This is a genomic window from Paraburkholderia oxyphila NBRC 105797, assembly GCF_000685075.1.
Classification (GTDB): domain Bacteria; phylum Pseudomonadota; class Gammaproteobacteria; order Burkholderiales; family Burkholderiaceae; genus Paraburkholderia; species Paraburkholderia oxyphila.
The window spans coordinates 184,803-209,398 of sequence record NZ_BAYD01000006.1 but is presented as its reverse complement, the minus strand read 5'-3'; the positions used below and the strand labels follow the sequence as shown (position 1 = coordinate 209,398).

26 protein-coding genes are annotated in these 24,596 nt (G+C 65.7%); 10 read left to right on the top strand and 16 right to left on the bottom strand.

What is annotated here, in order from left to right; genetic code table 11:
• Positions 1 to 6 precede the first annotated feature (6 nt).
• The 4 genes from rpsF to BO1_RS06030 form a co-directional block, all read right to left on the bottom strand.
• Positions 7 to 378 carry a 30S ribosomal protein S6 gene (gene rpsF / locus BO1_RS06045; protein ID WP_028216785.1) on the bottom strand — a complete coding sequence of 124 codons (372 nt, stop codon included), beginning with the start codon at positions 376 to 378 and terminating at the stop codon, positions 7 to 9.
• A gap of 217 nt (positions 379 to 595) precedes the next feature.
• Positions 596 to 1,549, bottom strand: a complete 954-nt coding sequence (locus tag BO1_RS06040) for an anti-sigma factor family protein (protein ID WP_028216784.1) — start codon at positions 1,547 to 1,549, stop codon at positions 596 to 598.
• Positions 1,539 to 2,354, bottom strand: coding sequence for an RNA polymerase sigma factor (locus BO1_RS49875; RefSeq protein WP_084687781.1), 816 nt, complete (start codon positions 2,352 to 2,354; stop codon positions 1,539 to 1,541). Before BO1_RS49875 ends, BO1_RS06040 begins: the two co-directional genes overlap by 11 nt.
• Positions 2,355 to 2,656: 302 nt before the next feature.
• Positions 2,657 to 3,568, bottom strand: coding sequence for a LysR family transcriptional regulator (locus tag BO1_RS06030; RefSeq protein ID WP_028216783.1), 912 nt, complete (start codon positions 3,566 to 3,568; stop codon positions 2,657 to 2,659).
• 239 nt (positions 3,569 to 3,807) lie between these two features.
• On the opposite strand from BO1_RS06030, the gene gcl reads away from it, so the two are divergent.
• The 4 genes from gcl to lysM all read left to right on the top strand — a co-directional run bounded on the left by gcl (position 3,808) and on the right by lysM (position 8,606).
• Complete coding sequence (gene gcl / locus BO1_RS06025) at positions 3,808 to 5,592, top strand: glyoxylate carboligase (protein ID WP_028216782.1); 1,785 nt, start codon at positions 3,808 to 3,810, stop codon at positions 5,590 to 5,592.
• Positions 5,593 to 5,706: 114 nt separating this feature from the next.
• Positions 5,707 to 6,504 (top strand): hydroxypyruvate isomerase, encoded by a 798-nt coding sequence (gene hyi, locus BO1_RS06020; RefSeq protein WP_028216781.1) that lies wholly within the window; start codon positions 5,707 to 5,709, stop codon positions 6,502 to 6,504.
• 104 nt (positions 6,505 to 6,608) lie between these two features.
• Positions 6,609 to 7,526, top strand: coding sequence for a 2-hydroxy-3-oxopropionate reductase (locus BO1_RS06015; protein ID WP_281179152.1), 918 nt, complete (start codon positions 6,609 to 6,611; stop codon positions 7,524 to 7,526).
• Positions 7,527 to 8,105: 579 nt separating this feature from the next.
• The gene (gene lysM, locus BO1_RS06010; protein WP_028216779.1) at positions 8,106 to 8,606 is read left to right on the top strand and encodes a peptidoglycan-binding protein LysM; all 501 of its coding nucleotides are present in this window, start codon (positions 8,106 to 8,108) and stop codon (positions 8,604 to 8,606) included.
• A 143-nt stretch (positions 8,607 to 8,749) separates the two neighbouring features.
• Here the strand turns inward: lysM and BO1_RS06005 are convergent, their stop codons facing one another.
• From BO1_RS06005 to BO1_RS05975, 6 genes are all read right to left on the bottom strand, one after another.
• Positions 8,750 to 9,781 (bottom strand): asparaginase, encoded by a 1,032-nt coding sequence (locus tag BO1_RS06005; protein WP_028216778.1) that lies wholly within the window; start codon positions 9,779 to 9,781, stop codon positions 8,750 to 8,752.
• A gap of 147 nt (positions 9,782 to 9,928) precedes the next feature.
• Positions 9,929 to 10,855, bottom strand: coding sequence for a CysB family HTH-type transcriptional regulator (locus BO1_RS06000; protein WP_028216777.1), 927 nt, complete (start codon positions 10,853 to 10,855; stop codon positions 9,929 to 9,931).
• 74 nt (positions 10,856 to 10,929) lie between these two features.
• Positions 10,930 to 11,985: a sulfate/molybdate ABC transporter ATP-binding protein gene (locus BO1_RS05995; RefSeq protein ID WP_028216776.1), complete on the bottom strand. Its 1,056-nt coding sequence runs from the start codon at positions 11,983 to 11,985 to the stop codon at positions 10,930 to 10,932.
• Positions 11,986 to 11,987: 2 nt separating this feature from the next.
• Positions 11,988 to 12,959 (bottom strand): sulfate ABC transporter permease subunit CysW, encoded by a 972-nt coding sequence (cysW, locus tag BO1_RS05990; RefSeq protein ID WP_028216775.1) that lies wholly within the window; start codon positions 12,957 to 12,959, stop codon positions 11,988 to 11,990.
• On the bottom strand, positions 12,956 to 13,855 hold the full coding sequence (gene cysT, locus BO1_RS05985) for a sulfate ABC transporter permease subunit CysT (protein WP_028216774.1): 900 nt from the start codon (positions 13,853 to 13,855) through the stop codon (positions 12,956 to 12,958). The genes cysW and cysT overlap by 4 nt, the downstream gene beginning before the upstream one ends.
• A 153-nt stretch (positions 13,856 to 14,008) precedes the next feature.
• Complete coding sequence (locus BO1_RS05975; protein ID WP_028216773.1) at positions 14,009 to 15,052, bottom strand: sulfate ABC transporter substrate-binding protein; 1,044 nt, start codon at positions 15,050 to 15,052, stop codon at positions 14,009 to 14,011.
• 294 nt (positions 15,053 to 15,346) lie between these two features.
• On the opposite strand from BO1_RS05975, the gene lexA reads away from it, so the two are divergent.
• The 3 genes from lexA to BO1_RS49870 all read left to right on the top strand — a co-directional run bounded on the left by lexA (position 15,347) and on the right by BO1_RS49870 (position 17,206).
• Entirely contained in the window at positions 15,347 to 15,997 is a 651-nt protein-coding gene (lexA, locus tag BO1_RS05970; protein WP_028216772.1) for a transcriptional repressor LexA, read from the top strand.
• 21 nt (positions 15,998 to 16,018) lie between these two features.
• A complete protein-coding gene (locus BO1_RS05965) occupies positions 16,019 to 16,393 on the top strand; it encodes a hypothetical protein (RefSeq protein ID WP_028216771.1) in 375 nt (124 codons plus the stop codon).
• 129 nt (positions 16,394 to 16,522) lie between these two features.
• Positions 16,523 to 17,206, top strand: coding sequence for a DUF2939 domain-containing protein (locus BO1_RS49870; RefSeq protein WP_043283886.1), 684 nt, complete (start codon positions 16,523 to 16,525; stop codon positions 17,204 to 17,206).
• A gap of 118 nt (positions 17,207 to 17,324) precedes the next feature.
• Here the strand turns inward: BO1_RS49870 and BO1_RS05955 are convergent, their stop codons facing one another.
• Complete coding sequence (locus BO1_RS05955) at positions 17,325 to 17,795, bottom strand: universal stress protein (RefSeq protein ID WP_028216770.1); 471 nt, start codon at positions 17,793 to 17,795, stop codon at positions 17,325 to 17,327.
• 274 nt (positions 17,796 to 18,069) lie between these two features.
• Between BO1_RS05955 and nodI the strand changes: the two genes are divergently transcribed.
• Together nodI and BO1_RS05945 are read left to right on the top strand one after the other, a co-directional pair.
• Positions 18,070 to 18,996, top strand: a complete 927-nt coding sequence (nodI, locus tag BO1_RS05950; protein WP_407669905.1) for a nodulation factor ABC transporter ATP-binding protein NodI — start codon at positions 18,070 to 18,072, stop codon at positions 18,994 to 18,996.
• A gap of 61 nt (positions 18,997 to 19,057) precedes the next feature.
• Positions 19,058 to 19,894, top strand: coding sequence for an ABC transporter permease (locus BO1_RS05945; protein ID WP_028216768.1), 837 nt, complete (start codon positions 19,058 to 19,060; stop codon positions 19,892 to 19,894).
• Positions 19,895 to 20,022: 128 nt separating this feature from the next.
• Here the strand turns inward: BO1_RS05945 and BO1_RS05940 are convergent, their stop codons facing one another.
• From BO1_RS05940 to BO1_RS05925, 4 genes are all read right to left on the bottom strand, one after another.
• Positions 20,023 to 20,445 carry a hypothetical protein gene (locus BO1_RS05940; protein WP_028216767.1) on the bottom strand — a complete coding sequence of 141 codons (423 nt, stop codon included), beginning with the start codon at positions 20,443 to 20,445 and terminating at the stop codon, positions 20,023 to 20,025.
• A 112-nt stretch (positions 20,446 to 20,557) separates the two neighbouring features.
• Entirely contained in the window at positions 20,558 to 21,628 is a 1,071-nt protein-coding gene (locus BO1_RS05935) for a permease (protein WP_028216766.1), read from the bottom strand.
• Between the two features lie 132 nt (positions 21,629 to 21,760).
• Positions 21,761 to 22,813: an NADP(H)-dependent aldo-keto reductase gene (locus tag BO1_RS05930; RefSeq protein ID WP_028216765.1), complete on the bottom strand. Its 1,053-nt coding sequence runs from the start codon at positions 22,811 to 22,813 to the stop codon at positions 21,761 to 21,763.
• Positions 22,814 to 23,110: 297 nt separating this feature from the next.
• Positions 23,111 to 23,440: an RcnB family protein gene (locus tag BO1_RS05925; RefSeq protein ID WP_028216764.1), complete on the bottom strand. Its 330-nt coding sequence runs from the start codon at positions 23,438 to 23,440 to the stop codon at positions 23,111 to 23,113.
• Positions 23,441 to 23,637: 197 nt separating this feature from the next.
• On the opposite strand from BO1_RS05925, the gene BO1_RS05920 reads away from it, so the two are divergent.
• Positions 23,638 to 23,880 (top strand): hypothetical protein, encoded by a 243-nt coding sequence (locus tag BO1_RS05920; protein WP_028216763.1) that lies wholly within the window; start codon positions 23,638 to 23,640, stop codon positions 23,878 to 23,880.
• Between the two features lie 123 nt (positions 23,881 to 24,003).
• Here BO1_RS05920 and BO1_RS05915 read toward each other — a convergent pair whose 3' ends face one another.
• Positions 24,004 to 24,279 carry a hypothetical protein gene (locus BO1_RS05915; RefSeq protein ID WP_028216762.1) on the bottom strand — a complete coding sequence of 92 codons (276 nt, stop codon included), beginning with the start codon at positions 24,277 to 24,279 and terminating at the stop codon, positions 24,004 to 24,006.
• Positions 24,280 to 24,596 lie beyond the last annotated feature (317 nt).

Here is a 24,596-nt window from a genome sequence, read left to right as displayed (position 1 = left end):
GTTCTATTAAGCCTGCGCTTCGGTCGGCTGAGCAGCCGCCTTCTTGGCTTCTTCGCGCTGCACTTCCTTCATCATCGGCGACGGGCCGGTTTCGGCCTTCTTCATCTTGACGATGAGGTGACGCAGGACGGCGTCGTTGAACTTGAACGCGTGTTCCAGTTCGTCGAGCGTGGCCTGGTCGCATTCGATGTTCATGCAGACGTAGTGAGCCTTCGCGAGTTTCTCGATCATGTAGGCCAGTTGGCGACGGCCCCAGTCTTCGATACGGTGGATCTGGCCACCGTGCGACGTGATCGTGCTCTTGTAACGCTCGATCATCGCGGGCACTTGCTCGCTTTGATCGGGGTGCACGATGAAGACGATTTCGTAATGACGCATGTTCACTCCTTGTGGATTAAAGCCGCCCGGGCGTCGGAACCGGTGCGGCAAGTGAGAAGCCGAAGAGTATAGCGCGATCCGTCCCGCTCGCGCAACCGGAATTACGGTTTCGGGCGTATTTTCAAGGACTTGCGCGGCCGCGCACGGTGTCGGGCGACCGATTTCGCCGCGCAGGCGCGCGTCGGTCCGGGTCTCGGTCCGGGTCGCGGCCTGCGTTTCAGCCGCCGCTTCCGCCGCCCGCGAGCCGCGCCTCGAGCGCCGCGTGCAGGCCGTCAAGCGCATCCGGCCCCGCATCGGTGACGGCCCACCAGGTCATGCCGGCGGCCTGCCAGCGCGCGAGCGCATAGCCGTCGCTCGCGCGCGGCGCGGCCGCATCCACCATCGGCCCTGTCGAGCCCGGCGGGAAGACGTAGACGTCGATGACGTGCTTGCGATAGCGGTAGACCAGCACCGCGACGCGCTCGCGCCCCACGTAATCGAGGCGCCCGCCCACGAGCGGGAAGCCTTGCGCGGTGAAATCCTCCACAGGCGGCGCATAGTCGATACGGCCGTTGAACCACGGCTTCACCGTATGCCGGTCTGTGGAAATCACGTCGAGGTCGCGCCCGGAGATCTGCGCGCGCACGTGGCTCGCCACGAGTTCGTCGACGAACACCCCATCGGCCGCAGGTTTGCGCAAATGCAGGACCGCCACCACGCTCAGGGCACAGACGATCAACACGGCGCCGGCAAGCCATGCAAGGCCCGCTGCGGGCACGCCGAGCGCACCCGCCCCGCCCGGCACGCCACCTGGTGCGGGGCCATGGCCACCGCCCCTACCCGCCGCTCCCGCTCCAGAGCCGGACAACGGCCATAGCCAGCGGAACCCACGCAAGCGTGCTCGCGGGGGCGCCGCAGCGGCGCTTTGCGCTTCATCCTGGGTGTTTGAGGCATCTTGCGCAGGCTGGACCTGCACGGGCGGCAAAGCCGCCGCAATGCGCGCGGCCAGGCCTTCCGGCGCCCGATGGTAGGGCGCCGCACGCGTCATACGGGAAATGGCTTGCACGTTCGCGGCCTCCTGTCGGCACTGCGCGCAGCCAGCGAGATGCTCGCGCACGCGCCATTCGTCGGCGGCGGAAAGTTCATGGTCGACGCTCGCGTCGACCAGCGGGCGCGCTTCGTCACAGTTCATCTGGCGCCTCCGTAGCAGGGCCGCGCGCAAGCGGATCACTGGGCCCGCGCGGTCCGCCGTCGACGGCCGGCTCCTCACGGAACCGGCCGTCGGGCCCCCGGCCGGATGGTCTCCACGCTTTGCTGCTTTCCCCGTAATCCGTCTTGCTGCCTGTGCTGCTCGCCTGCCCCTGCATCTGTCCTGCCACGCCGGTGTCGCAAGGCGCAGCATTGCCATGCCCCGGCGCCGCCAGCAGCGCGGCAAGGCGTCTGCGGCCTCGCGCGAGCCGCGACATCACCGTGCCCATCGGCACGTCGATGACCGTCGCGATCTCGCGATAATTCAGCTCCTCCAGCTCGCGCAGCACCAGCACCTCGCGATACTCCACCGGCAGGCGCTGCAGCGCCTCCTGCACGCGCCGCGTGTCCTCGGCGCGAATCGCGAGCGTTTCCGGGTCGGCGCTGCCCGTGTCCCAGCCGTCGGGCGGCTGGTCGTCGCGCAATTCGTCGAACGGCGTGACTTCTTCCGCGCCCGCGCGCCGCCGCCATTCGTCGTACCAGACGCGCCGCACGATCGCGAGCAGCCAGGGCCGCGCCTGTTCGCCGCGAAACGCGTCGAAGAAGCGGAACGCGCGCAGAAACGCTTCCTGCACGATGTCCTCGGCGTCGCCGGGATTGCGCGAGAGCCAGCGGGCCAGGTTGTACGCGGCGTCCAGATGCGGCAGCGCCAGCGCCTGAAAACGGCGGCTGCGCTCGGCCTCGGCATGCGCGCTGCTCTGCGCCTCATGCGCGTACTGGCCGTGCTGCCCGTTCGCGGTTTCGCCCACGTCGTCCCCTCGTGCCCCACGGCTCGCGCGCGCCTTGCGCCGTGCGCGGCGCGGCTTTCGCCGCACCCGCAAGCGCCTGTCGCCGCGCCGCTTCCATTCTTCGCCCGCGCAGCCCGGCGTCGACACGGCTCCCGTTCACCGGTCCCGCATCTGCACTACTGGCGCAGCGGCCAGTTTATTCCCGCGAAATGCGGACGAAAACCAAAAATAAATGGCGCGTGCCAGAAGCGGACGCCGACACGACAGTCAAGCGCGCACGCGGTGCGCAAGGCGCATGGTCAGGACAAAAGCAGACGGCAAGCTCACACCACGCCGCTCCAGTACCCCGGCCGCGCGTAGACCTCCTTCAGATAGTCGATGAAATAACGCACCTTGGCCGGCACGTAGCGCTGCTGCGGATAGACAGCGAGGATGTCGTAGTCGGGCAGCGCGTACTCGTCGAGCACGGTCTCGAGTTCGCCGCGCGCGAGCTGCGCGTCGATCTCCCACGTCGAGCGCCAGCCGAGCCCGAGCCCCTCAGTCACCCAGCGGTGCAGCAGCTCGCCGTCGTTGCAGTCGAGCGTGCCGCCCACGCGCACGGTCGCGAGCTTGCCGTTGCGGCGGAAATACCAGCCGCGGTTCTGGCCGCCCTGCAGATTGAACGCGAGGCAATTGTGGCTGGGCAGGTCTTCGAGCGTCTTCGGCTTGCCGTGCTTGCGAAAATACTCGGGCGTGCCGCACACCACGCGCCGGTTCGAGGCGAGCTTCACGGCGACGAAATTCGGGTCGACGGACCCGCCAATGCGGATCGACAGGTCATAGCCCTCGCGCACCAGATCGACCACGCGATCGGTCAGATTGAACGAAACCTGCAGCTCGGGCTTGTCGGCCAGAAACGCGGGCGCGAGCGGCGCCACATGCTTGCGCCCGAAGGCCGCCGGCGCCGAGACGATCAGGTGCCCGTTCACCACGCGCCGCCCCGCCGAGAGCTCGTTTTCGGCCTGATCCCATTCCGCCAGCAGGCCGCGGCACCGCTCGAGAAACGCGCCGCCCTCTTCGCTCACCACGAGCCGCCGGGTCGAGCGGTACATGAGCTTCACGCCAAGGCGCTTTTCGAGCGCGTCGATCCGACGCCCGAGTATGACCGGCGAGACGCCTTCCTCGAGCGCGGCGGCCGCGAGGCTGCCCGCGTCGGCCACGCGTACGAAGGTTTCGATCTGTTTGAAGCGGTCCATCGCCTGTCTCCTGTGTCGCGCACTGCGACGCCATGCCGCGGGCCAGAAACCCCGGCGCACGGCCTGTCCACGGGCTCTTGCGCCCGAAAGCGCCGCCCCACGGCATTCAATACTTTTTGTTTCGGAATAAACGACCCGAACTCATCTTATCAAACCTTTCCTGCGAGCCTACAGTGCGATCAAACGCTGTACCCAATGCGTAGCCATTTCAGCCAATTGCCATATTCAGGAGACTTTTCATGGCCAAGATGAGAGCCATCGACGCAGCCGTGCTGGTGCTCGAGAAAGAAGGTATCGATACCGCCTTTGGCGTGCCCGGCGCCGCGATCAATCCGCTGTATTCGGCGCTCAAGAAGGCCGGCGGCATCACCCACGTGCTGGCTCGCCACGTCGAAGGCGCCTCGCACATGGCTGAAGGCTATACGCGTGCCGCCCCCGGCAACATCGGCGTGTGTATCGGCACCTCGGGCCCCGCGGGCACCGACATGATCACGGGTCTCTACTCCGCTTCCGCCGACTCGATTCCGATCCTCGCGATCACGGGCCAGGCCCCGCGTGCGCGTCTGTACAAGGAAGACTTCCAGGCCGTCGACATCGAGGCGATCGCCAAGCCCGTCACGAAGTGGGCCGTGACCGTGCGTGAGCCGGCACTCGTGCCGCGCGTGTTCCAGCAGGCGTTCCACCTGATGCGCTCGGGCCGTCCGGGTCCGGTGCTGGTCGACCTGCCGATCGACGTGCAGCTCGCCGAAATCGAATTCGACATCGACACCTATGAGCCGCTGCCGGTCTACAAGCCGCACGCGACGCGCAAGCAGATCGAAGCCGCGCTGGAGCTGCTCAACGCAAGCGAGAAGCCGCTGATCGTCTCGGGCGGCGGCGTGCTCAACGCTGCAGCTGAAGACCTGCTCGTGCAATTCGCCGAAATCGTCGGCGTGCCGGTGATCCCGACGCTGATGTCGTGGGGCGCCATCCCCGACGATCACCCGCTCATGGCGGGCATGGTCGGCCTGCAAACCTCGCACCGCTACGGCAACGCAACGATGCTCGCCTCGGACTTCGTGCTCGGCATCGGCAACCGCTGGGCGAACCGCCACACGGGCAGCGTCGAGGTCTACACGAAGGGCCGCAAGTTCGTGCACGTCGACATCGAGCCCACGCAGATCGGCCGCGTGTTCGGCCCGGATCTGGGCATCGTGTCGGACGCCAAGGCTGCACTCGAGCTGTTCGTCGAAGTCGCGCAGGAATGGAAGGCCGCAGGCAAGCTCAAGGATCGCAGCGCGTGGGTGGCTGACTGCCAGGAACGCAAGCGCACCATGCTGCGCAAGACGCACTTCGAGAACACGCCGATCAAGCCGCAGCGCGTGTACGAAGAGATGAACAAGGTGTTCGGCCGCGATACGTGCTTCGTGAGCACGATCGGCCTCTCGCAGATCGCAGGCGCCCAGTTCCTGCACGTCTACAAGGCGCGCAACTGGATCAACTGCGGCCAGGCAGGCCCGCTCGGCTGGACGATTCCGGCAGCACTGGGTGTGCGCGCAGCCGATCCGGCACGCCCCATCGTGGCGCTCTCGGGCGACTACGACTTCCAGTTCATGATCGAGGAACTGGCCGCTGGCGCACAGTTCAAGCTGCCCTATGTGCACGTGCTCGTGAACAACTCGTACCTCGGCCTGATCCGCCAGGCACAGCGCGCGTTCGACATGGACTACTGCGTGCAGCTCGGCTTCGAGAACATCAACGCGCCTGACCTCAACGGCTATGGCGTCGATCACGTGACCGTGGTCGAAGGTCTCGGCTGCAAGGCGCTGCGCGTGTTCAAGCCCGAAGAGATCGAGCCGGCGCTGAAGCAAGCGCAGGCGATGGCTGCGGAGTTCAGCGTGCCGGTGGTCGTGGAAGTGATTCTCGAGCGTGTGACCAACATTTCGATGGGCACCGAGATCGACGCGATCAACGAGTTCGAAGACCTCGCCGAGAAGCACGAGGATGCGCCGACGGCCATCAGCGCCCTCAATGCCCTCGACTAAGCAGCGTGCATTGAACTGAGCCAACGCCCTCGGGCGTGCTCAACGCAGGCGGTGCGCTCCAGCGCGCCGCCTGCCTGAAATTCTTTTTACTGACCGACCGCGAGACCCAGCACCATGCCAAAATTCGCAGCGAATCTCACCATGCTGTTCAACGAAGTGCCGTTCCTCGACCGCTTTGCCGCGGCAGCCGAGGCGGGCTTCGATGCCGTCGAATTCCTTTTCCCGTATCCGTTCAAAGCCGCGGAACTGGCCGAGCGCCTGGCCGCGCACAACCTGAAGCTCGTGCTGCACAATCTGCCCGCCGGCAACTGGGAAGGTGGCGAGCGCGGTATCGCCTGCCTGCCCGATCGCAAGGGCGAGTTCAAGGAAGGCGTTGGCCGTGCGATCGAGTACGCCAAAGCGCTGAACGTGCCGCAACTGAACTGCCTCGTGGGTATTCCGACGGCAGGCGTCGACCGCGACACGGCACTCGCGACCATCGTCGAGAACCTGAGCTACGCCGCGGGCGAGCTCAAGCGCGAAGGCATCCGCCTGCTCGTCGAGCCGTGCAATTCGTACGACATCCCGGGCTTTGCGCTGAACCGTTCGGCCGAAGCGCTCGACGTGATCGCGCAAACGGGCTCGGACAACCTGTTCCTGCAGTACGACATCTATCACATGCAACGGATGGAAGGCGAACTCGCCGCGACGATCAAGAAGCACTTCGCGAAGATCGCCCACATCCAGCTCGCCGACAACCCGGGCCGCAACGAGCCGGGCACGGGCGAAATCAACTATCCCTTCCTGTTCGATCTGCTCGACACGCTCGGCTACGAGGGCTACATCGGCTGCGAATACAAGCCGCGCACGACGACCGTCGAAGGTCTCGGCTGGCTGCGCAGCGCGCAGCGCCGCGCGGCGGAACTCGCCTGATCAGCCCGCATCGTCAGCCTTGACCGCTGCTCGCGTGACACGCCCGACTCACTGGATTTAGCGGGCGCGCACGCCGGGTCGCGTCGACTCACACATCGAACCGCATTCGACTCAACGGAGACATACAGATGGCAAAGATTGGTTTTATCGGCCTCGGCATCATGGGCTCGCACATGGCCCGCAACCTGATCAAGGGCGGCCACTCGCTCGTCGTGAACGGCAAGTTCCCGGTGCCCGAAGACCTGCAAAAGCTGACCACCGTGGTCGCTGATTCGACGGCCGTGGCGCAGGCTTCGGACATCGTCATCCTGATGGTGCCGGACACCCCCGACGTGCAGAAGGTCCTGTTCGCCGATGATGGCGTCGCGAAGGGCCTCTCGGCCGGCAAGCTCGTGATCGACATGAGCTCGATCTCGCCGATCGAAACGCAAGAGTTCGCCAAGCAGATCAACGCGCTCGGCTGCGACTACCTCGACGCACCGGTCTCGGGCGGCGAAGTCGGCGCGCGCGAAGCGACGCTCACGATCATGGTCGGCGGCCCGGAGAAGTCGTTCGAAATCGCCAAGCCGCTGTTCGATCTGATGGGCAAGAACATCTCGCTGATCGGCGAGAACGGCGCGGGCCAGACCACCAAGGTCGCGAACCAGATCATCGTCGCGCTGAATATCGAAGCCGTGGCTGAAGCGCTGCTCTTCGCCGCACGCTCGGGCGCGGATCCGGAGCGCGTTCGCAAGGCGCTCATGGGCGGCTTCGCTTCGTCGCGCATTCTCGAAGTGCACGGCGAGCGCATGACCAAGCGCACGTTCGACCCGGGCTTCCGTATCGAGCTGCACCAGAAGGACCTGAACCTCGCGATCGACGGTGCACGCAAGCTGGGCATCGCCCTGCCGCACACCGCCAGCGCGCAGCAGCTCTTCAGCGTGTGCGCCGCGAACGGTGGCAAGGCATGGGACCACTCGGCGATGATCCGCGCGCTCGAGATCATGGCGAACTTCGAAATCACCGAAAGCAAGAAGGCGTAAGGCCTGGCGGCTTGATCGCCTGCTGAGCTCATGCTGGGCTCAGTGATGAAGTTGAGGCGTTGCGCGCGGATTTCGCGCGCAACGCTCCTCGAAAGCATGCTTTTACAGCGGTAGTACACGCAAAAATTCAGGCTGGCGCGCACGAGCGCGACGGCCACAAGTGGGGCGCTTCGTGGTGGCGGCAACCGCCGCGGAGCAAATCGGGGCCGCTCTGGGCTGAGGGCGGCCAGTGGGGTCCGAAAGCGGCACTCGGTGACGACGGGGAAGCCTTGGTCGGTCAGACGTTGTCTCCGGGTGTCCGCCTGTCGGATCGCGGCACCCTGTCAGCCTTCGCGCCCTCGGCGCGCAGCAGCACACTCTTCCATCATCTTCCATAACGCACCCGCCTCTGCTCTCGCGCAATGCATGCCGCGGAGTTCATCTTCTTTTCACACTCTTTAACGCTGCGGCGCTGGACGTCTTCGTGCCCGCGTTTCTAGAATCATGCTTTCATTCGTCTGTCATGCAGACGGTGCAAGGTGGGCACGCTACCCGATGCGTGGCTACGCAACCAATCCCAGCACGTGAGGAGTGTGATCGATGGGCATTATCAACTTCATCAAGGAAGCCGGCGAGAAGCTGTTCGGCGCAGCGGCCGCGCCGGCCCAGGCGGCCGAAACCGCAGCCGCACCGGCCGCGAATCTCGCCGAACTGAACCAGAAGGCCGGCGATGCGATCGCCGCCTATATCCGCGCGCAGGGCCTCGATGCCGACAACCTCGGCGTGACCTATGACGGTGTCTCGCACACGGTCACGGTGACGGGCAATGCCGCCGATCAGGCAACGAAGGAAAAGATCCTCGTGGCCGCCGGCAATGTGCAGAACGTGGACAAGGTCGACGACCAGATGACGGTGACGAATCCGGCGCCGGAAGCGCAGCACCACACCGTGGTCGCAGGCGACAATCTCTGGAAGATCGCCGAGAAGTACTACGGCAGTGGCGCGAAGAACGACGTCATCTTCCAGGCGAACACGCCGATGCTCAAGAGCCCGGACAAGATCTATCCGGGCCAGGTGCTCGTGATTCCGCCGCTGCAATAACGCGTGCAAAAGCGCGCGCAATATCGCGCGCGGCCGGAAACGAAACGGGCCTTGCGGAGCAATCCGCAAGGCCCGTTTGCATTTCTCTTCGCGTGGACGCCAAAGCGCATGAAAGCGCGTGCGATCCACGTGCTCAGTACAACTCAGTACGTGCCGAACACTCGCTGCAGCGCGGCCTTCTCGTTCGTGCCCGCCGCAAGCGCAAGCATCAACAGCACACGCGCCTTATACGGGTTCAGCGTACCCGCCGAAACGAAGCCGAGCGCATCGTCCTTCGCCGCACCGTTGTGCATCACGTGACCCGAGCCCACGCGCGACGCACGCACCACGGCAATGCCCTGCGCAGCCGCTTCAACGAGCGCCTGCTGCAGCGTGGCGTGAATCGAGCCGTTACCGGTGCCCGCCACGACGATGCCGCGCACGCCCGCGGCCACGAGCGCATCCACAGCAATGCGCGATACGCCGGCATAGCTCGTGACGATCTCGACGTGCGGCCATTGCGCGTCTGCCGTGAACGGCGCATCCACGGTATGGGGCCGCAGTGCGCGCCGCTGGAATTCCACCCGTCCGTCCTGCACCCAGCCCAGCGCGCCAATCTCGGGCGACTGGAACGCGTCCACCGCGTAGGTGCTGATCTTGGTGACGTCGCGTGCGCAATGGATGCGGTTGTTGAACGCCACCAGCACGCCCTGCCCCGCCGCCTGGCCGCTCGCCGCCAGCGTCACCGCATTGAGCAGATTCAGCGGACCGTCGGCGGAAAGCGCCGAGGCGGGCCGCATGGCCGCGGTCAGGATGACGGGCTTGGCGCTCTTCACCACGAGATGCAGCAGGTACGCGGTTTCTTCGAGCGTATCGGTGCCGTGCGTGATCACGATGGCGTCGATGTCGTCGCCGGCGAGCAGCTCGTTCACGCGCTGCGCGAGCGTGCTCCAGAGCGCGAACGACATGTCCTTGCTGTCGACGCTCGCCACCTGCTCGGCATGGATCTGCGCAACCGCGTCGAGGCCCGGCACGGCCGCGAGCAACTGCGCCACGCCGATCACGCCGGCCTGATAGCCGGCGGTATTGGCTGCGTCGGGGGCGGAGCCCGCGATGGTGCCGCCGGTGGCAAGCACGGCGACGCGCGGCAGCGCCTGGGCGCCGGCCGCGGTTTGGGATGGGGTGGGTGTATTCATGGCGCCGATTTTAAGCGATCCGCCAGGCGCGCCGACATAGACAGAAGCCCGACGAAAGACCGGGCCAGACGCCGCGCGCGGAATCCGGGCGGAATCGGGCCCAAGCCCGGTCCGAGCACGTCCAAAACCCGGCCAGGCCCGCTCCGCTCAGGCCGGCTCGCGCAACTGGCTCGCGATCTGCTGCTCGGTAAGCTGGGGCGCGAACATTTCAATGAGCTTGTAGGCGTACTGACGCAGGAAGGCGCCCTTGCGCAGGCCCACGCGCGTCGTGCTGGCCTCGAACAGATGCTGCGTGTCGAGCGCGACGAGCTCGCTGTCGCGCTTCGGGTCGTAGGCCATTGCGGCCACCACGCCCACGCCCATGCCCAGTTCGACGTAGGTCTTGATCACGTCCGCGTCGATGGCGGTCAGCACGACGTCGGGCACGGTGCCCGCCTTCGCGAACGCCTGGTCGATATGCGAGCGGCCCGTGAAATCCTGATCGTAGGTGATGATCGGATACTCGGCGATCTCCTCAAGCGTGAGGTTCTCACGGCCCACGAGCGGATGCGTCTTCGGCACGACCACCACGTGATGCCACGAATAGCACGGGAACGTCACGATATCGGGGAAACGGTCGAGCGCTTCGGTCGAGATGCCGATGTCGGCCTCGCCGTTGATGATCATCTGCGCGATCTGCTGCGGATTGCCCTGGCGCAGCGCGAGATGCACCTTCGGAAACACTTCGCGGAACTGGTGCACGACCTTGGGCAGCGCATAGCGCGCCTGCGTGTGCGTCGTGGCCACGACGAGGTGGCCGCTGTCCTGATCGGCGAACTGGCGCGCCACGCGGCGCAGGTTCTCGGCGTCGAGCAGCATGCGCTCGATCAGCTGATGCACGGCCTTGCCCGGCTCCGTGAGACCCGTGAGGCGCTTGCCGCGGCGAATGAAGATGTCGACGCCGAGCTCGTCCTCCAGATCCTTGATCTGCTTGGAGACGCCTGACTGCGACGTGTAGAGCACGTTCGCCACTTCGGTCAGGTTCATGTTCTGCCGCACGGCTTCGCGCACGAAACGCAACTGCTGAAAATTCATTTTCTACTCTCCGGAACTGCCGACCGATTATTCGTTATTCATTCGTTATTCGTTGATCGCTCTGATTGGGCCAATCAGGCGGGAAACACGCGCAGCCCGCGCGGCACCGCCGTCACGCCGTCGCCGACCGAAAGGCTCAGCGCGCGCCACGTCTCGCGGTCGAGCTGAGCCTCGAGCGCGCCGCCCGTGCGGCTTTCGAGTTCCACGCGCACGGCGCCGGCCAGGGTCACCACGCGGCGCACGTCCACGACGATGCCGTCGCGATGCGCACCGGCCTCGCGGTGCAGCACGAGATCGTGCGGCCGCACATAGGCGAGCGCCGGGCCTTCGAAGCCGGCCTGCACCGCGATCGGCTGCGCCGCGCCGTCGGCCACGAAACCGTGTGCATCGACGCGGCCGCGCAGACGGTTCGCCGCGCCCAGGAACTCATAGACAAACGCCGACTGAGGATGATCGTACACGTCTTGCGGGCTGCCCACCTGCTCCACATGCCCATGATTCATCACGACGATGCGGTCGGCCACTTCGAGCGCCTCCTCCTGGTCGTGCGTGACGAAGATCGTCGAGATGTGCAGGTCGTCGTGCAGGCGCCGCAGCCAGCTGCGCAACTCCTTGCGCACCTTGGCGTCGAGCGCGCCGAACGGCTCGTCGAGCAGCAACACTTTCGGCTCCACCGCCAGTGCGCGCGCGAGCGCAATGCGCTGGCGCTGGCCGCCCGACAGCTCGGACGGATAGCGCTGCGCGAGCCAGTCGAGCTGCACGAGCTTGAGCAGTTCGTGCACTTTTTCGCGGATCTGCGCTTCGGAGGGACGCTCGTTGCGCGGCTTCACGCGCAACCCGAACGCCACGTTCTCGAACACGGTCATATGGCGAAACAGCGCGTAATGCTGGAACACGAAGCCCACCTGGCGCTCGCGCGCCCCCACCGTACCCACGTCCTGCCCCTGGAGCACGACCTGGCCCTCATCGGCGTATTCGAGACCCGCGATCACACGCAGCAGCGTGGTCTTGCCGCAACCGGAGGGCCCGAGCAAGGCGACCAGCTCGCCTGCCGGAAAATCGAGCGAAACATTGTCGAGCGCCGTGAAGTCGCCGAAGCGCTTTTGCAGATTGCGAACGATGATGCCCATCTTTACAGCTCTCCCTGTTGAAGCGACTGGCGCAGGACGCCTGCGTGCTGTGCCTGTTGTCCGTTGGCGGTGCCCGGCGTGCCCAGCGGCCCCGCGAAGGCCGGCACGTCACCCGCTTCGCGCAATTCGGCGGACAGGTGGCGCTCGGCCAGCAGCTTGAGACCCAGCGTCACGAGCGCGAGCAACGCGAGCAGCGAGGCCACGGCAAACGCTGCCGCGAAGTTGTATTCGTTGTAGAGGATCTCGACGTGCAGCGGCATGGTGTCGGTCTGGCCGCGAATGTGGCCCGACACCACCGAGACCGCGCCGAACTCGCCCATCGCACGCGCGTTACAGAGAATCACGCCGTACAGCAAGCCCCAGCGGATATTCGGCAGCGTCACGCGCCGGAACATCTGCCAGCCCGAGGCGCCGAGCACGTGCGCGGCTTCTTCCTCGTCGTTGCCCTGGGCCTGCATCAGCGGAATCAGCTCGCGCGCGACGAACGGGAATGTCACGAAGATCGTCGCGAGCACGATGCCCGGCACCGCGAAGATGATCTGCACGTCGTGGTCCGCGAGCCACGGGCCGAGCCAGCCCTGCGCGCCGAACAGCAGCACGTAGATGAGCCCCGAAATCACCGGCGAAACCGAAAACGGCAGGTCGATCAAGGTCGTGAGCAGCGCCTTGCCGCGGAACTCGAACTTGGCGATCGCCCACGACGCGGCGAGGCCGAACGCGAGATTGAGCGGCACGGCAATCGCGGCGGTGATCAGCGTGAGCTTGATCGCGGCGAGTGCGTCGGGGTCGGCGAGCGATTCGAAGTAGAAGCCGATGCCCTTGCTCAAGGCCTGCCAGAACACCGCGACGAGCGGCACCACCAGAAACAGTGCGAGAAACGCGAGCGCGATCCCGGTGAGAAGCCAGCGCACCCACAGCGCTTCGGTGACGGGGTCCGGACGGCGCGCACCCTTTTGACGGACTGCAGTGCTCATTGCACACCTCCTGCGGTGGCTGCCACGTTCGCCGTGTTCGGCGCGCCTGCCGACGACGCCCCGCGGCTCGTGCGCCGCTGCAGATACCACTGCAGCGTATTGATGAGCAGCAGCATGACGAACGACACGCACAGCATCACCACGGCGAGCGCCGTGGCGCCCGCGTAATCGTATTGCTCGAGCTTCGTGATGATGAGCAGCGAAGTGATTTCCGACTTCATCGGCACATTGCCGGCGATGAAGATGACCGAGCCGTACTCGCCCAACGCGCGCGCGAACGCGAGCGCAAAGCCCGTGAGCAGCGCGGGCAGCGCGGCCGGCAGCACCACGCGGCGGAACGTCAGCCAGCGCGACGCGCCCAGGCACGCGGCGGCCTCCTCCTGCTCGCGCTCGAACTCCTCGAGCACGGGCTGCACCGTGCGCACGACGAACGGCAAGCCGATGAAGGTGAGCGCCACGAGCACGCCGAGCGGCGTGAACGCGATCTTGATGCCGAGCGGCTGCAGATACTGACCGATCCAGCCGTTGCCCGCATACACGGCGGCAAGCGAGATGCCGGCCACGGAAGTCGGCAATGCGAACGGCAGATCGACGAGCGCGTCGATCACACGCTTGAAGGGAAACGTATAGCGCACCAGCACCCACGCGAGCAAGAATCCGAACACCGCGTTGATGAGCGCGCCGCCTAGCGCGGAGAAAAACGTGAGGCGGTAAGAGGCGAGCACACGCGGCGACGCCACGGCGCGCACGAACTGCGCCCAGTCGAGCGTCGCGGTCTTGAGGAACGTGGCCGCGAGCGGAATGAGCACCACGAGGCTCAGATAGGCCACCGTGATGCCGAGCGTCACGCCGAATCCCGGCAGCGCACCTGGCCTCTGTAATCGAAACGTCGTCATGCTCTATCTCTTCACATGGGTTGCGCGGAGCGCCCTCGTTGCGTGCCGCGCACAGGGCGTCCTGCGTCGAAAAGCGCGCCTCTTCGGGCGCGCCTTGTTGTTGTGTGTCGTTGCTTAGCGCAGCCGCTTATTGCGGCCGCTTGTTCCAGCCGGTTACTGCGGTTGATAAATCGAATCGAACACGCCGCCATCCGCGAAATGCGTCTTCTGGGCGTTGGCCCAGCCGCCGAAGGTGTCGTCGACCGTATAGAGCTTCAGCTTCGGAAACTTCGCCGTGAGCGCCGCGGGCACCTTGTCCGAGCGCGGACGATAGAAGTTCTTCGCGGCGATCTCCTGGCCTTCTTCGCTATAAAGGAACTGGAGGTAGGCCTGCGCCACCTTGCGCGTGCCGCGCTTGTCCACGACCTTGTCGACCACCGCAACCGGCGGCTCCGCCAGGATGCTCGCCGAAGGCACCACGATCTCGAACTTCTCCGGCCCGAACTCCTTGAGCGAGAGGAATGCCTCGTTTTCCCAGGCAATCAGCACATCGCCGATGTCACGCTGCACGAAGCTCGTGGTCGCGCCGCGCGCGCCGGAGTCGAGCACGCCGGCGTTCTTGTAGAGCTTCGTGACGAATTCCTTCGCCTTCTGCTCATTGCCGCCAGGCTGGTGCAGGGCATAGGCCCAGGCCGCGAGATAGTTCCAGCGCGCGCCGCCCGAGGTCTTCGGATTGGGCGTGACGATCGACACGCCGGGCTTCACGAGGTCGTCCCAGTCCTTGATGTGCTTCGGATTGCCCTTGCGCACGAGAAACACGATGGTCGAGGTGTACGGCGAGGCGTTGTCGGGCAGGCGCTTTTGCCAGTCCTTCTCGATCAGCCCCTTGTTGGCGAGCGCGTCGACGTCCCAGGCGAGCGCGAGCGTCACGACGTCGGCCTGCAGCCCGTCGAGCACCGAGCGCGCCTGCGCGCCCGAGCCGCCGTGCGACTGCTTGATGGTGAGCGTCTCGCCCGTCTTCGCCTTCCACTCCTTGATGAAGGCCACATTGATGTCCTGATACAGCTCGCGCGTGGGATCGTAGGAGACGTTGAGCAGCGCCGTGTCCGCATGCGCGGCCGGCGCCAGCGCGGCCATGCCCAGCAGCGGCGCCACGCCGATCACCAGTTTCGCCGCCAGTGTCCTCACCCATGCGCGCCCCGTAGTGCCTTGCTTCATCTGTTTTTTCTCCGTGTCGTCGTGCGTTTTCGTTTGTCGTGCAGCAATCGATGGAGGCCAGTCTAGCGATTGGCTTACATTATTAAAAATGATGTTTTCTCATTCTTTAATACGTAAAAGTGGTAAGGACGGAGGAATCGGGCGTTCGAGCGTGTTTTCGTCTGTGATTTCGTCGGGATGAGCGCAGGAAAGCGCCGCCGCGGGGCCATCCCGATCACAAACCTCAAGTAACACTTGAAAAGCGGCGAGTACTGTATAAAAATACAGTCACCTGTTCAAACATACAGTGGCGCCATGACCAAACTCACCGCACGACAGCAGCAGGTTTTCGATCTGATCCGCCGCGCGATCGAGCGCACGGGCTTTCCGCCCACGCGCGCCGAAATCGCCGCCGAACTGGGCTTCAGCTCGGCCAACTCGGCGGAGGAACACCTGCGGGCGCTGGCGCGCAAGGGCGTGATCGAGCTGGCTGCGGGCGCTTCGCGCGGCATCCGCCTGCTGCCCGGCCCGGACGACCTGCCGCACCAGTTCACGCTGCCGCACGCGAGCATCATGCAGCTCTCGCTGCCGCTCGTTGGCCGCGTCGCGGCGGGCAGCCCGATCCTCGCGCAAGAACACATCTCGCAGAACTACACCTGCGACCCGGCGCTCTTCTCTAGCCGGCCCGACTACCTGCTGAAGGTGCGTGGCCTGTCCATGCGCGACGCGGGCATCCTCGACGGCGACCTGCTCGCCGTGCAGAAAAAGAGCGAAGCGAAAGACGGCCAGATCATCGTTGCGCGCCTTGGCGACGACGTGACCGTGAAGCGCCTGAAGCGGCAGCCCAACGGCATCGAGCTGATTGCCGAGAACCCCGACTACGAGAACATCTTCGTCGCAGTCGGCAGCGCGGACTTCGCGCTCGAAGGCATTGCCGTCGGTCTGATCCGCCCCACCGAATTCTGATAATTCCGCCTGGAGAGAGTCATGGAACGCCTTGCCCGCCTGTTGCCCTTCCGTCAATTCGGCCGTCTGCGTCATCTGCGCGGGATCGCCTCGTGCGCAATGCGTGAGGCGCGCGCCTCCGCGGCCGCGCTGGGCCGCCAGGTCAATGGTTCGCTCTTCGACGACATCGAGCGCGAAGAGGAAGCCCCCGCGCTGCCTTCGGCGCAGCCGGCGTTCGCACGCGTCTCGCTCAACAGCACGCTGAATGCAGAACAGCCGGGCCGCCGCGCGCCGGTGCGCGTCTATCACGGTCAGTCGCGGCTCATCATGGTGGGCACGATGGAAGCGGTATGCCGCGCCATCGACCGCTGCATCGCGGAACAGCAAGCCGACCTGCCCTCCGCGCTGGCGAAGTAATCGCGCCCCAGTCGCTCCGCAGTGACCCTGCAGTGAGCCCGTAGTCGCTCGGTAATCGACACGCCAGGGATCGTTTTTGATTGCGCGCGGTCAACACCCTGTTTGCCTATTTCAGGGTTGCCCTACTCAATGACCGACATCCAAACGAATCCCCGCAAACCGGCAGGCTGGAAGAAGCCGGTCGCAATCGCCGTCGCGGCGGTTGCGATCGTGGCCGCGGCAGGCTATGGCTATGCGTCGCCGTACATCGCCCTGAATCACCTCAAGGCAGCCGCCGACGCACGCGACGCGGCCGCTCTGGACGAGTACGTCGATTACCCGGCGCTACGCGTGAGCCTGAAGCAACAGATCGGCGAGATGCTGCAACGGCGCATCGAGGCAGCGCACGCCAGCAACCCGTTGCAGCTCTTTGGCGCGGTGATCGGCAGCGTGCTGATCGGCCCGCTCGTGGACGCGTATGTCACACCCGACGGCGTAGCCGCGCTGCTCAGCGGCATGCCGCCAACTGGCAAGCCAGGCGAGCGGCCCACGCCCGCGCAACCGTCCGGGGCGCCGCCATCGTCGCAAGCTGGCGAAGCCACGCCGCCCGCGCCCGGCAATTCGGGCGCACAAGCGCAGCAGCAAAACCAGCCACGGGCGGAAACCTCAGCGGGCTATCGCGGGCTGAACACGTTTGCCGTCACGTGGCAGCGCAACGCCAAAAGCGAGCGCTATGCCGCCATCCTGCAGCGTCATGGACTGTTTTCGTGGAAGCTCGCCGCTGTGGAGTTGAACTGGCCGGACACCGACAGCGGCGCAAACGCGTCGAATTGATGAAGTCAGCGGGAAACGGAAGGACTGCGGCGAGCCATCCTGACAGTTGGCCGCCGCGTTGGGATCATTGTGTGGACGCCGCAACAGCGCCCACACAACGCGTAGAGAGCAGCCGCGGCTAGGCGGCGGCCTGCTGCTGCTTTTCCTCGGCCGCCGAAGAACAGGCCACGAGTATGCTGCACGTCACGCGGTCGAGCAGCGGCGTATTGCCCGCACCCATCCACCAGCGCGACAGCCCGGTGCGGCAGCGGTGCCCCACCACCACGAGATCGACATGCAACTCGTTGGCGAGATTCGCAATCTCGTCGATCGGATGCCCGAACGCGAAGTGGCCCTGCGCGCGCACGCCGCGCTCGGTCAGCCAGTCCACGCCTTCCTGCAAGATCTCGCGCGCCGTTTCTTCGAAGCGCCCACACGCCACATCCGTGAGCAAGCCCGCACTTTGCGCGATCGTCGAGCGCATGTCGACCACCGACAGCAAATGTGTCTCCGCGTGCAGGTCCAATGCCAGATCCGCCCCACAACGCAACGCCTTGCGGCCTTCGCGCGAGCCGTCGTAGCAAAGCAGAATTTTCTTGTAGCTCGCCATCATCACCTCTCCCTACCCGCCTGGAAACGCGGGTCACAATCGCATGATGGTGCGCCGCAATTCGACATGCAAGGGCTGGAAAACGCCAGGTATGCTTGCACGTGCATGGTGCACGGGGACTGGGTTTGCGCGAAAACAATACTTGTCGCGACAGACATTGACGGGGCATTGGTGCACTGCACGCGTCGCGGATGCGCGCGTGGTGCCGCCAACCCCATGCCCGGCAATGCACTAGAATAGGCCGCCTTACAACGTGCACCACGCACGCGCTTACATGAACAGCCGCTCAAACATGCCCGCCATCGAATTCGAGCAGGTGATCAAGCACTATGGAGACAGGGCGGTCGTGAACGGCCTGTCGTTCGACGTCGTTCCCGGCGAATGCTTCGGGCTCCTTGGCCCCAACGGCGCGGGCAAGACCACCACGTTGCGCATGCTGCTCGGCATCGTCTCGCCCGACGCCGGACGCATCAGCCTGTGCGGCGAACCCGTGCCCGCGCGCGCGCGTCATGCACGCGCCCGCGTGGGCGTAGTGCCTCAGTTCGACAATCTCGACCCCGACTTCACCGTGCGCGAGAACCTGCTCGTGTTCGGCCGTTACTTCGGGCTGTCCGCGCGCGAAACGCGCGCGCTCGTGGCGCCGCTGCTCGAATTCGCGCGCCTCGAAAGCAAGGCCGACGCGCGCGTCGGCGAGCTCTCGGGCGGCATGCGCCGGCGTCTCACGCTGGCGCGCGCACTCGTCAACGACCCCGACGTGCTGGTGATGGACGAACCCACCACGGGCCTCGACCCGCAGGCGCGTCATCTGATCTGGGAGCGGCTGCGCTCGCTGCTCGCGCGCGGCAAGACGATCCTCCTGACGACGCATTTCATGGAGGAGGCCGAACGACTTTGCAATCGCGTCTGCGTGATCGAGGAAGGCCGCAAGATCGCCGAGGGCGCACCGAAGGCGCTGATCGAATCGGAAATCGGCTGCGACGTGATCGAGGTCTATGGCCCGGACCCGGTGGCGCTGCGCGACGAGCTCGCGCCGCACGCCAAGCGCACCGAGATCAGCGGCGAGACGCTCTTCTGCTATGTCGACGAAGCCGCGCCCGTGCATGCGCTGTTGCGCCATCGCTCGGATTTGCGCTACCTGCACCGGCCCGCCAACCTCGAAGACGTCTTCTTGCGGCTCACGGGCCGCGAGATGCAGGACTAACCATGCGGCAACCCTGAACCTGCGCCAGGACCGACCCCGATCGCATCCCACAACAGCCACCATGCAGACACGCACCCAATCGCCGCCGCCCACACGCCCCGCCGCATCGCCCCTGCGCGAGCCGCGGGCGGCGATGCCGTCGAACGCGACGCACTGGATCGCCGTGTGGCGGCGCAATTACCTCGTCTGGCGCAAGCTTGCGATCGCATCGATGTTCGGCAATCTCGCCGATCCGATGATCTATCTGTTCGGCCTCGGCTTCGGTCTCGGGCTGATGGTCGGCCACGTCGATGGCGTCTCGTATATCGCGTTTCTGGCGGCGGGCACGGTGTCGTCGTCGGTGATGATGTCGGCGAGCTTCGAGTCGATGTACTCGGGTTTCTCGCGCATGCACGTGCAGCGTACGTGGGAAGCGATCATGCACACGCCGCTCTCGCTCGGCGACGTGGTGCTCGGCGAAGTGGTGTGGGCCGCCAGCAAGTCGGTGCTCTCGGGCGCGGCCATCATGATCGTGGCGGGGCTGCTCGGCTACGCGAGCTTTCCGTCGATGCTGCTCGCGCTGCCCGTGATCGCGCTCGCGGGCCTCGCGTTCGCGAGTTGCGCGATGATCGTCACCGCGCTCGCGCCGTCCTACGACTTCTTCATGTTCTATCAGACGCTCGTGCTCACGCCGATGCTGCTGCTCTCCGGCGTGTTCTTTCCGATCGCGCAATTGCCCGCAGCGGCGCAGCACGTCACGCTGATGCTGCCGCTCGCGCATGCCGTCGAGCTGATCCGCCCGGCCATGCTCGGGCGTCCGATCGAGCACGCGGGACTGCATCTCGCCGTGCTCGTGCTTTACGTGCTGGTGCCTTTCGGCGTTGCCTCGATTCTGTTCCGGCGGCGCATGATGCGCTGAAGCGCCTGGGAGCATGCCGATCGCGCGGCGCCAGGCGCGTCTGAACATCTGCGCGCCAGGCGCGCCTGAGATCCGCGCCCCTACCCTCCCGTGCCTCTGGCGGACCGCATGCGCGGTTCGAGAACCGCTCAGTCCTCGTCGTCGCCCCACGGAATGTCGACGTCCGAAATAAACGCGACGGTGGCGAACGGTCCGCCCTCCTGGCGGCCGATCTTGCCGTCGGCGCGGTGCCATTCGACGCGGAACAGCGTGCCCTGGGACTGGGCAAGCAGGCGGATCGTGCGGATCTCTTCCGGGTCCGAGTCCTCAACGGGGCCGTCGAGCGAGATCAGCAACTGCTGCGGCCAGAGGCCGTCTGCGGGATCGTAGATGCGGTCGCCGTCGGGAATCGACGTGTGCGCCTCGACGCCGATGGTCGCCGACGCCTCGACGATCATCTTGCCGAGCGCGCGCAAGACCGCCGTTGCGCGAGCGGAGTTGGCCTGACGGATGGCGAGATCGCCGCGCGTCAGGGCTTGTTCGAGTTTCGGATTCGTTTTTTGCTTTGCCATGGCGGTTCCTGGGCCGAAGCCCTTTTCTGTGCGGACGGCCAGCCTGCAAGCCGACCTTCCGCCGTTGATGCATAAGCCTTATCTTAGGGCTCGTTCACGCTAAAGGCAGGCGCTAGAACCCCAGCGCGACCGTCGCGAGCCCCGCCACGACGCCGAACGCCACGACCACCGCGCCCACCAGCGCCAGCGTGCGCATGCGGAACGACCCGGCCAGCATCGCGAACGACGGCACGCTCACGGGCGGCAGCGTCATCAGCAGCGCGCCCGCCGGCCCCACGCCCATGCCGAGCGCGAGCATCGCCTGAATGATAGGCACCTCGCCGGCGGTCGGGATCACGAACAGCATGCCGGCCACCGCGAAAGCGACGATCCAGCCGAGACTGCTGGTGACCTCGGGCCCGATGTGGGGAAACAGCCACGCACGCGCCGCGCCCAGCAACAGCACGAGCACGATGTATTCCGGCACGAGGCGCACCGCCATGCGCACGAACAGCCGCAGCCAGCGCGCGAGCACGTTGCCGGCTTCGGCCTGCTCCTGCGCGAACATCGCGAGCCGCACATCGGCGGAAAGCGCCTCCTCGTGCGTCACCAGCCGGTTCGCGAGCCAGCCGAGGCCGAACACCATCAGGAGGCCCAGCACGAGGCGCAGCGCGCTCCACTGCCAGCCCAGCACGAAGCCCATGAACACGAGCGTCGCGGGATTGAGGACCGAGTTGCCGAGCCAGAAGGCGATCGCCCCGCCCGGCGACGCATTGCGCGCGCGCAACCCCGCCACCACGGGCGCCGCGCAGCACGTGCACATCATGCCGGGCACCGCGAGCAGGCCGCCCGCCGCGACGCTGCCGAAACCGTGGCGTCCGAGCACGCGCGCAATCCACTGCGCCGGCAACAGCGCCTGCACACCCGAGCCGAGCAGCAGGCCCAGCACCATCGCCTGCCAGATCGCCTTGCCGTAGGCAAAGGCATAGTCGAGCGCGGCGCTCACGGAAGGCTCGGGCGCGCTCGCCTCGCCGCCCATCAGGATGGATTTGCCGATCGAGTGCGTTGCCTCGGCCGTAAATGCGCGGTGGTAATACGGGAACCACTTCACATAGAACAGACCGGCAACGGCCAGCAGAATAAAAAGGGGCCAGCCCCAGGAGGGCGGCGACTGGGGTGGTTGCGCGTCGCGTGCGCTCGTCATTGTTGTGATACTCCGCTAAGGGGCTCGGGTCGGATGATTGGGGTCGAGCGGGTCAAGCAAGGCGCGCGTCCGGCGGACCGGACGGCGCGCGCCGCATGATGCCAGCACGCGCAACGCTTGATCAAGCCAAATTCACGGCGCGGGATTGGGCTGCGCTTCGTGCAGCACGTCGATCTGCGCGAGCACTTCGGGCGAGAGCCGGACATCGACGCTGCCGATATTCTCCTTCAACTGCGCAACGGAAGTCGCGCCGATCAGGTTGCTCGTCACGAACGGGCGGCTGTTGACGAACGCGAGCGCGAATTGCGCAGGCGTTAGCCCCAGTTCCCTCGCGAGCGCCACATAGCGCGACGTGGCCGCCACCGCCTGCGGCTTGCTATAGCGCTGAAAGCGCTCGAACAGTGTGATGCGCGCGCCCTCGGGCCGCGCGCCGCCCTCGTACTTGCCCGAGAGCCAGCCGAACGCGAGCGGCGAATACGCGAGCAGGCCAATGCCGTCACGATGCGTGAACTCGGAGAGCCCGCTTTCGAAGGTGCGGTTGAGGAGGCTATACGGATTCTGGATGCTGACGATGCGCGGCAGGCCCAGCTTTTCGGCAGCGCGCAGGAATTGCGCGACGCCCCAGGGCGTCTCGTTCGACACGCCGATATGGCGCACCTTGCCCGCCTTCACGAAATCCGCCAGCACGGCGAGCGTCTCCTCGATCGGCACCGTATAGGCATCGTCGACCCACGGATAGGCATTGCGGCCGAAGGTCATCGTGCTGCGGTCGGGCCAGTGCAACTGATAGAGATCGACGTAATCGGTCTGCAGGCGCTTGAGGCTGCCTTCGAGCGCCTCGGTCAGGTTCTTGCGGTCGAACTGATTGCCCTCGCCGCGGATATGACGCGGATTGTGCGGCTGACGCGCCGGGCCCGTCATCTTGGTCGCGAGCACGATGCGATCGCGCGCGGCGCGATGCTGCGCGAGCCATGTGCCGATGAAGCGTTCAGTCTGCCCCTGCGTTTCGGGGCGCGGCGGCACCGGATACATTTCCGCGGCATCGATGAGCGTGACGCCGTGATCGAGCGCGTAATCGATCTGCTCGTGCGCTTCGCGCTCAGTGTTCTGCTCGCCCCAAGTCATCGTGCCGAGGCCGATCAGGCTCACTTTGACGTTCGTGTCGCCGAGAGTGCGGTATTCCATCGAAGCGTTTTCCATCGTCTGGTTGGAGGGAACGGCGAAACTATCACGCCCGCCGATTTTTTTCAGGCGCCGGAAAATGCGCCCGGCCCGCGCGAGCGCCCCGCATGGGCGCGGCAACACGCGTGGTGACAGCACAGATACCGCGCGGTTGCCGGGTCGGCACGCAAAAAGGCCGGACACGGCTCAGCCGGCCCGGCCCTGCAATCGACATACTGCGCGGCGCGCGACAACGCTGGCGACAGCGGCTCTTGGGCCGCCACGTCATTGGCCGCGCGCGAGCCGCCTTCTCAGGCGGTGTTACGGCCCGACGCGCTCCACGGTCCAGTTCGAATTGCTCACCAGATAATACTGACCGCCCACGCCGACCCAGTGATAGCCGCGCGGCGGCGGCTTCAGGTGATATTCGCGCCAGTCCTCTACCACGTATTGACGATCGCGGAATTCGGGTGAGACCCGATCGCCCCTGTGCCATTGCGGTGCGGGCATGTCGGGCGGCGGATGATTGGGCGGCGGACCGCCGTGATACTCGTTCGGCCCCGGACGGGGCGGCTGCTGAGCAAAGGAAAACGCCGACGCGAGCAGGCCCGGAAGCGCCAGCGCGGCAAGAAGCAACACTCGTTTCTTCATTGTTCACCTCCTGGTTGGCCAGCAACGGCCTGGCGTTGCAGGTGCGCGACGCAGCACGCGCGGTGCGCACCCCCGCAAGTCATGTTAGTACAGCGTACGGGACGGCCGATTCGAACACGGCCGAGCCATGCACAGCGCGCGGCGCCGCGCGCGCCAGTCGTGCCAGAATCGGCAGGAACGACAGAGGAGAAAGGGGCATGGAAAATCGACGCAGCTATGACTACATGGGATTCGACATGACCGCCGGCGTGGACGGCGACCATGCGGCCGGCTACTTCGTTTCGACTCAGACAATCCACAGCCTCACCGACAACACGCACGACAGCGTGCCGATCGACGGCGTAGCCGCCGGGCGCTTTCCCACCCAGGACAACGCGTTCGACGCCGCCTTCGATCGCATCCGCGAGGCGATCGACCAGCGCGTGCGCGCCGCGCCCTGAGCACGACCGGCAACATCGGCACTCCGGGCATGACAAGCGCGCCAAAGCAAAACGCCGGGGTCCAGAGGACACCCGGCGTTCGGGCCGCCCGGCAGACGGACGGCGCTTCAGACAGCGAAAGGCTTACTGGCCGAAGAACACTTGCTGTGCGCGCGGCGTTTGGTCAGTGCGCGTGCCCGACTGGGTCGCCACACCCGACACGCCGCCGTACGACGAATCGACGCCTTGCTGCTGGGCGCGCTCTGCGGTGACGGTCTGCGCGCTCTGGCCTTGCTGCGAAGCCGGTGCGCCAACGTCCGGACGATAGAACGGTGCCGGGCCATAGCCGCTGGCGAAAGCCGGAGCGGCGATAGAAGCGGAAGCTGCGACCAGCAGCGCTGCGATCAGTTTGGTCTTCATGGTGGGCTCCAAGATCAGGTTCAGTTGCGGTTCGGGGATGGCGCCGCGCCTAGGAGGTCATTGCCCACGAGCTGCGTCAATGAGACCTAGTGTATACACCTACTATCGAAAAATAATCGCGATAATCCGAATTTACTATTCCAACACCGGAAACAATCGCGTCTGCCAGTCCTGGCTTGCCTGAGCGACGAACAGACCCTAAAATGACGTCCCAAAATTTTTTGCGCGACGCACCACGCGAAGGCGGGATTACATAACGAGAAAAGGGTCTTTCACGCTGCAAGGCCCGCTGGAAGCGCTTCCCGCAGGCCACTGCG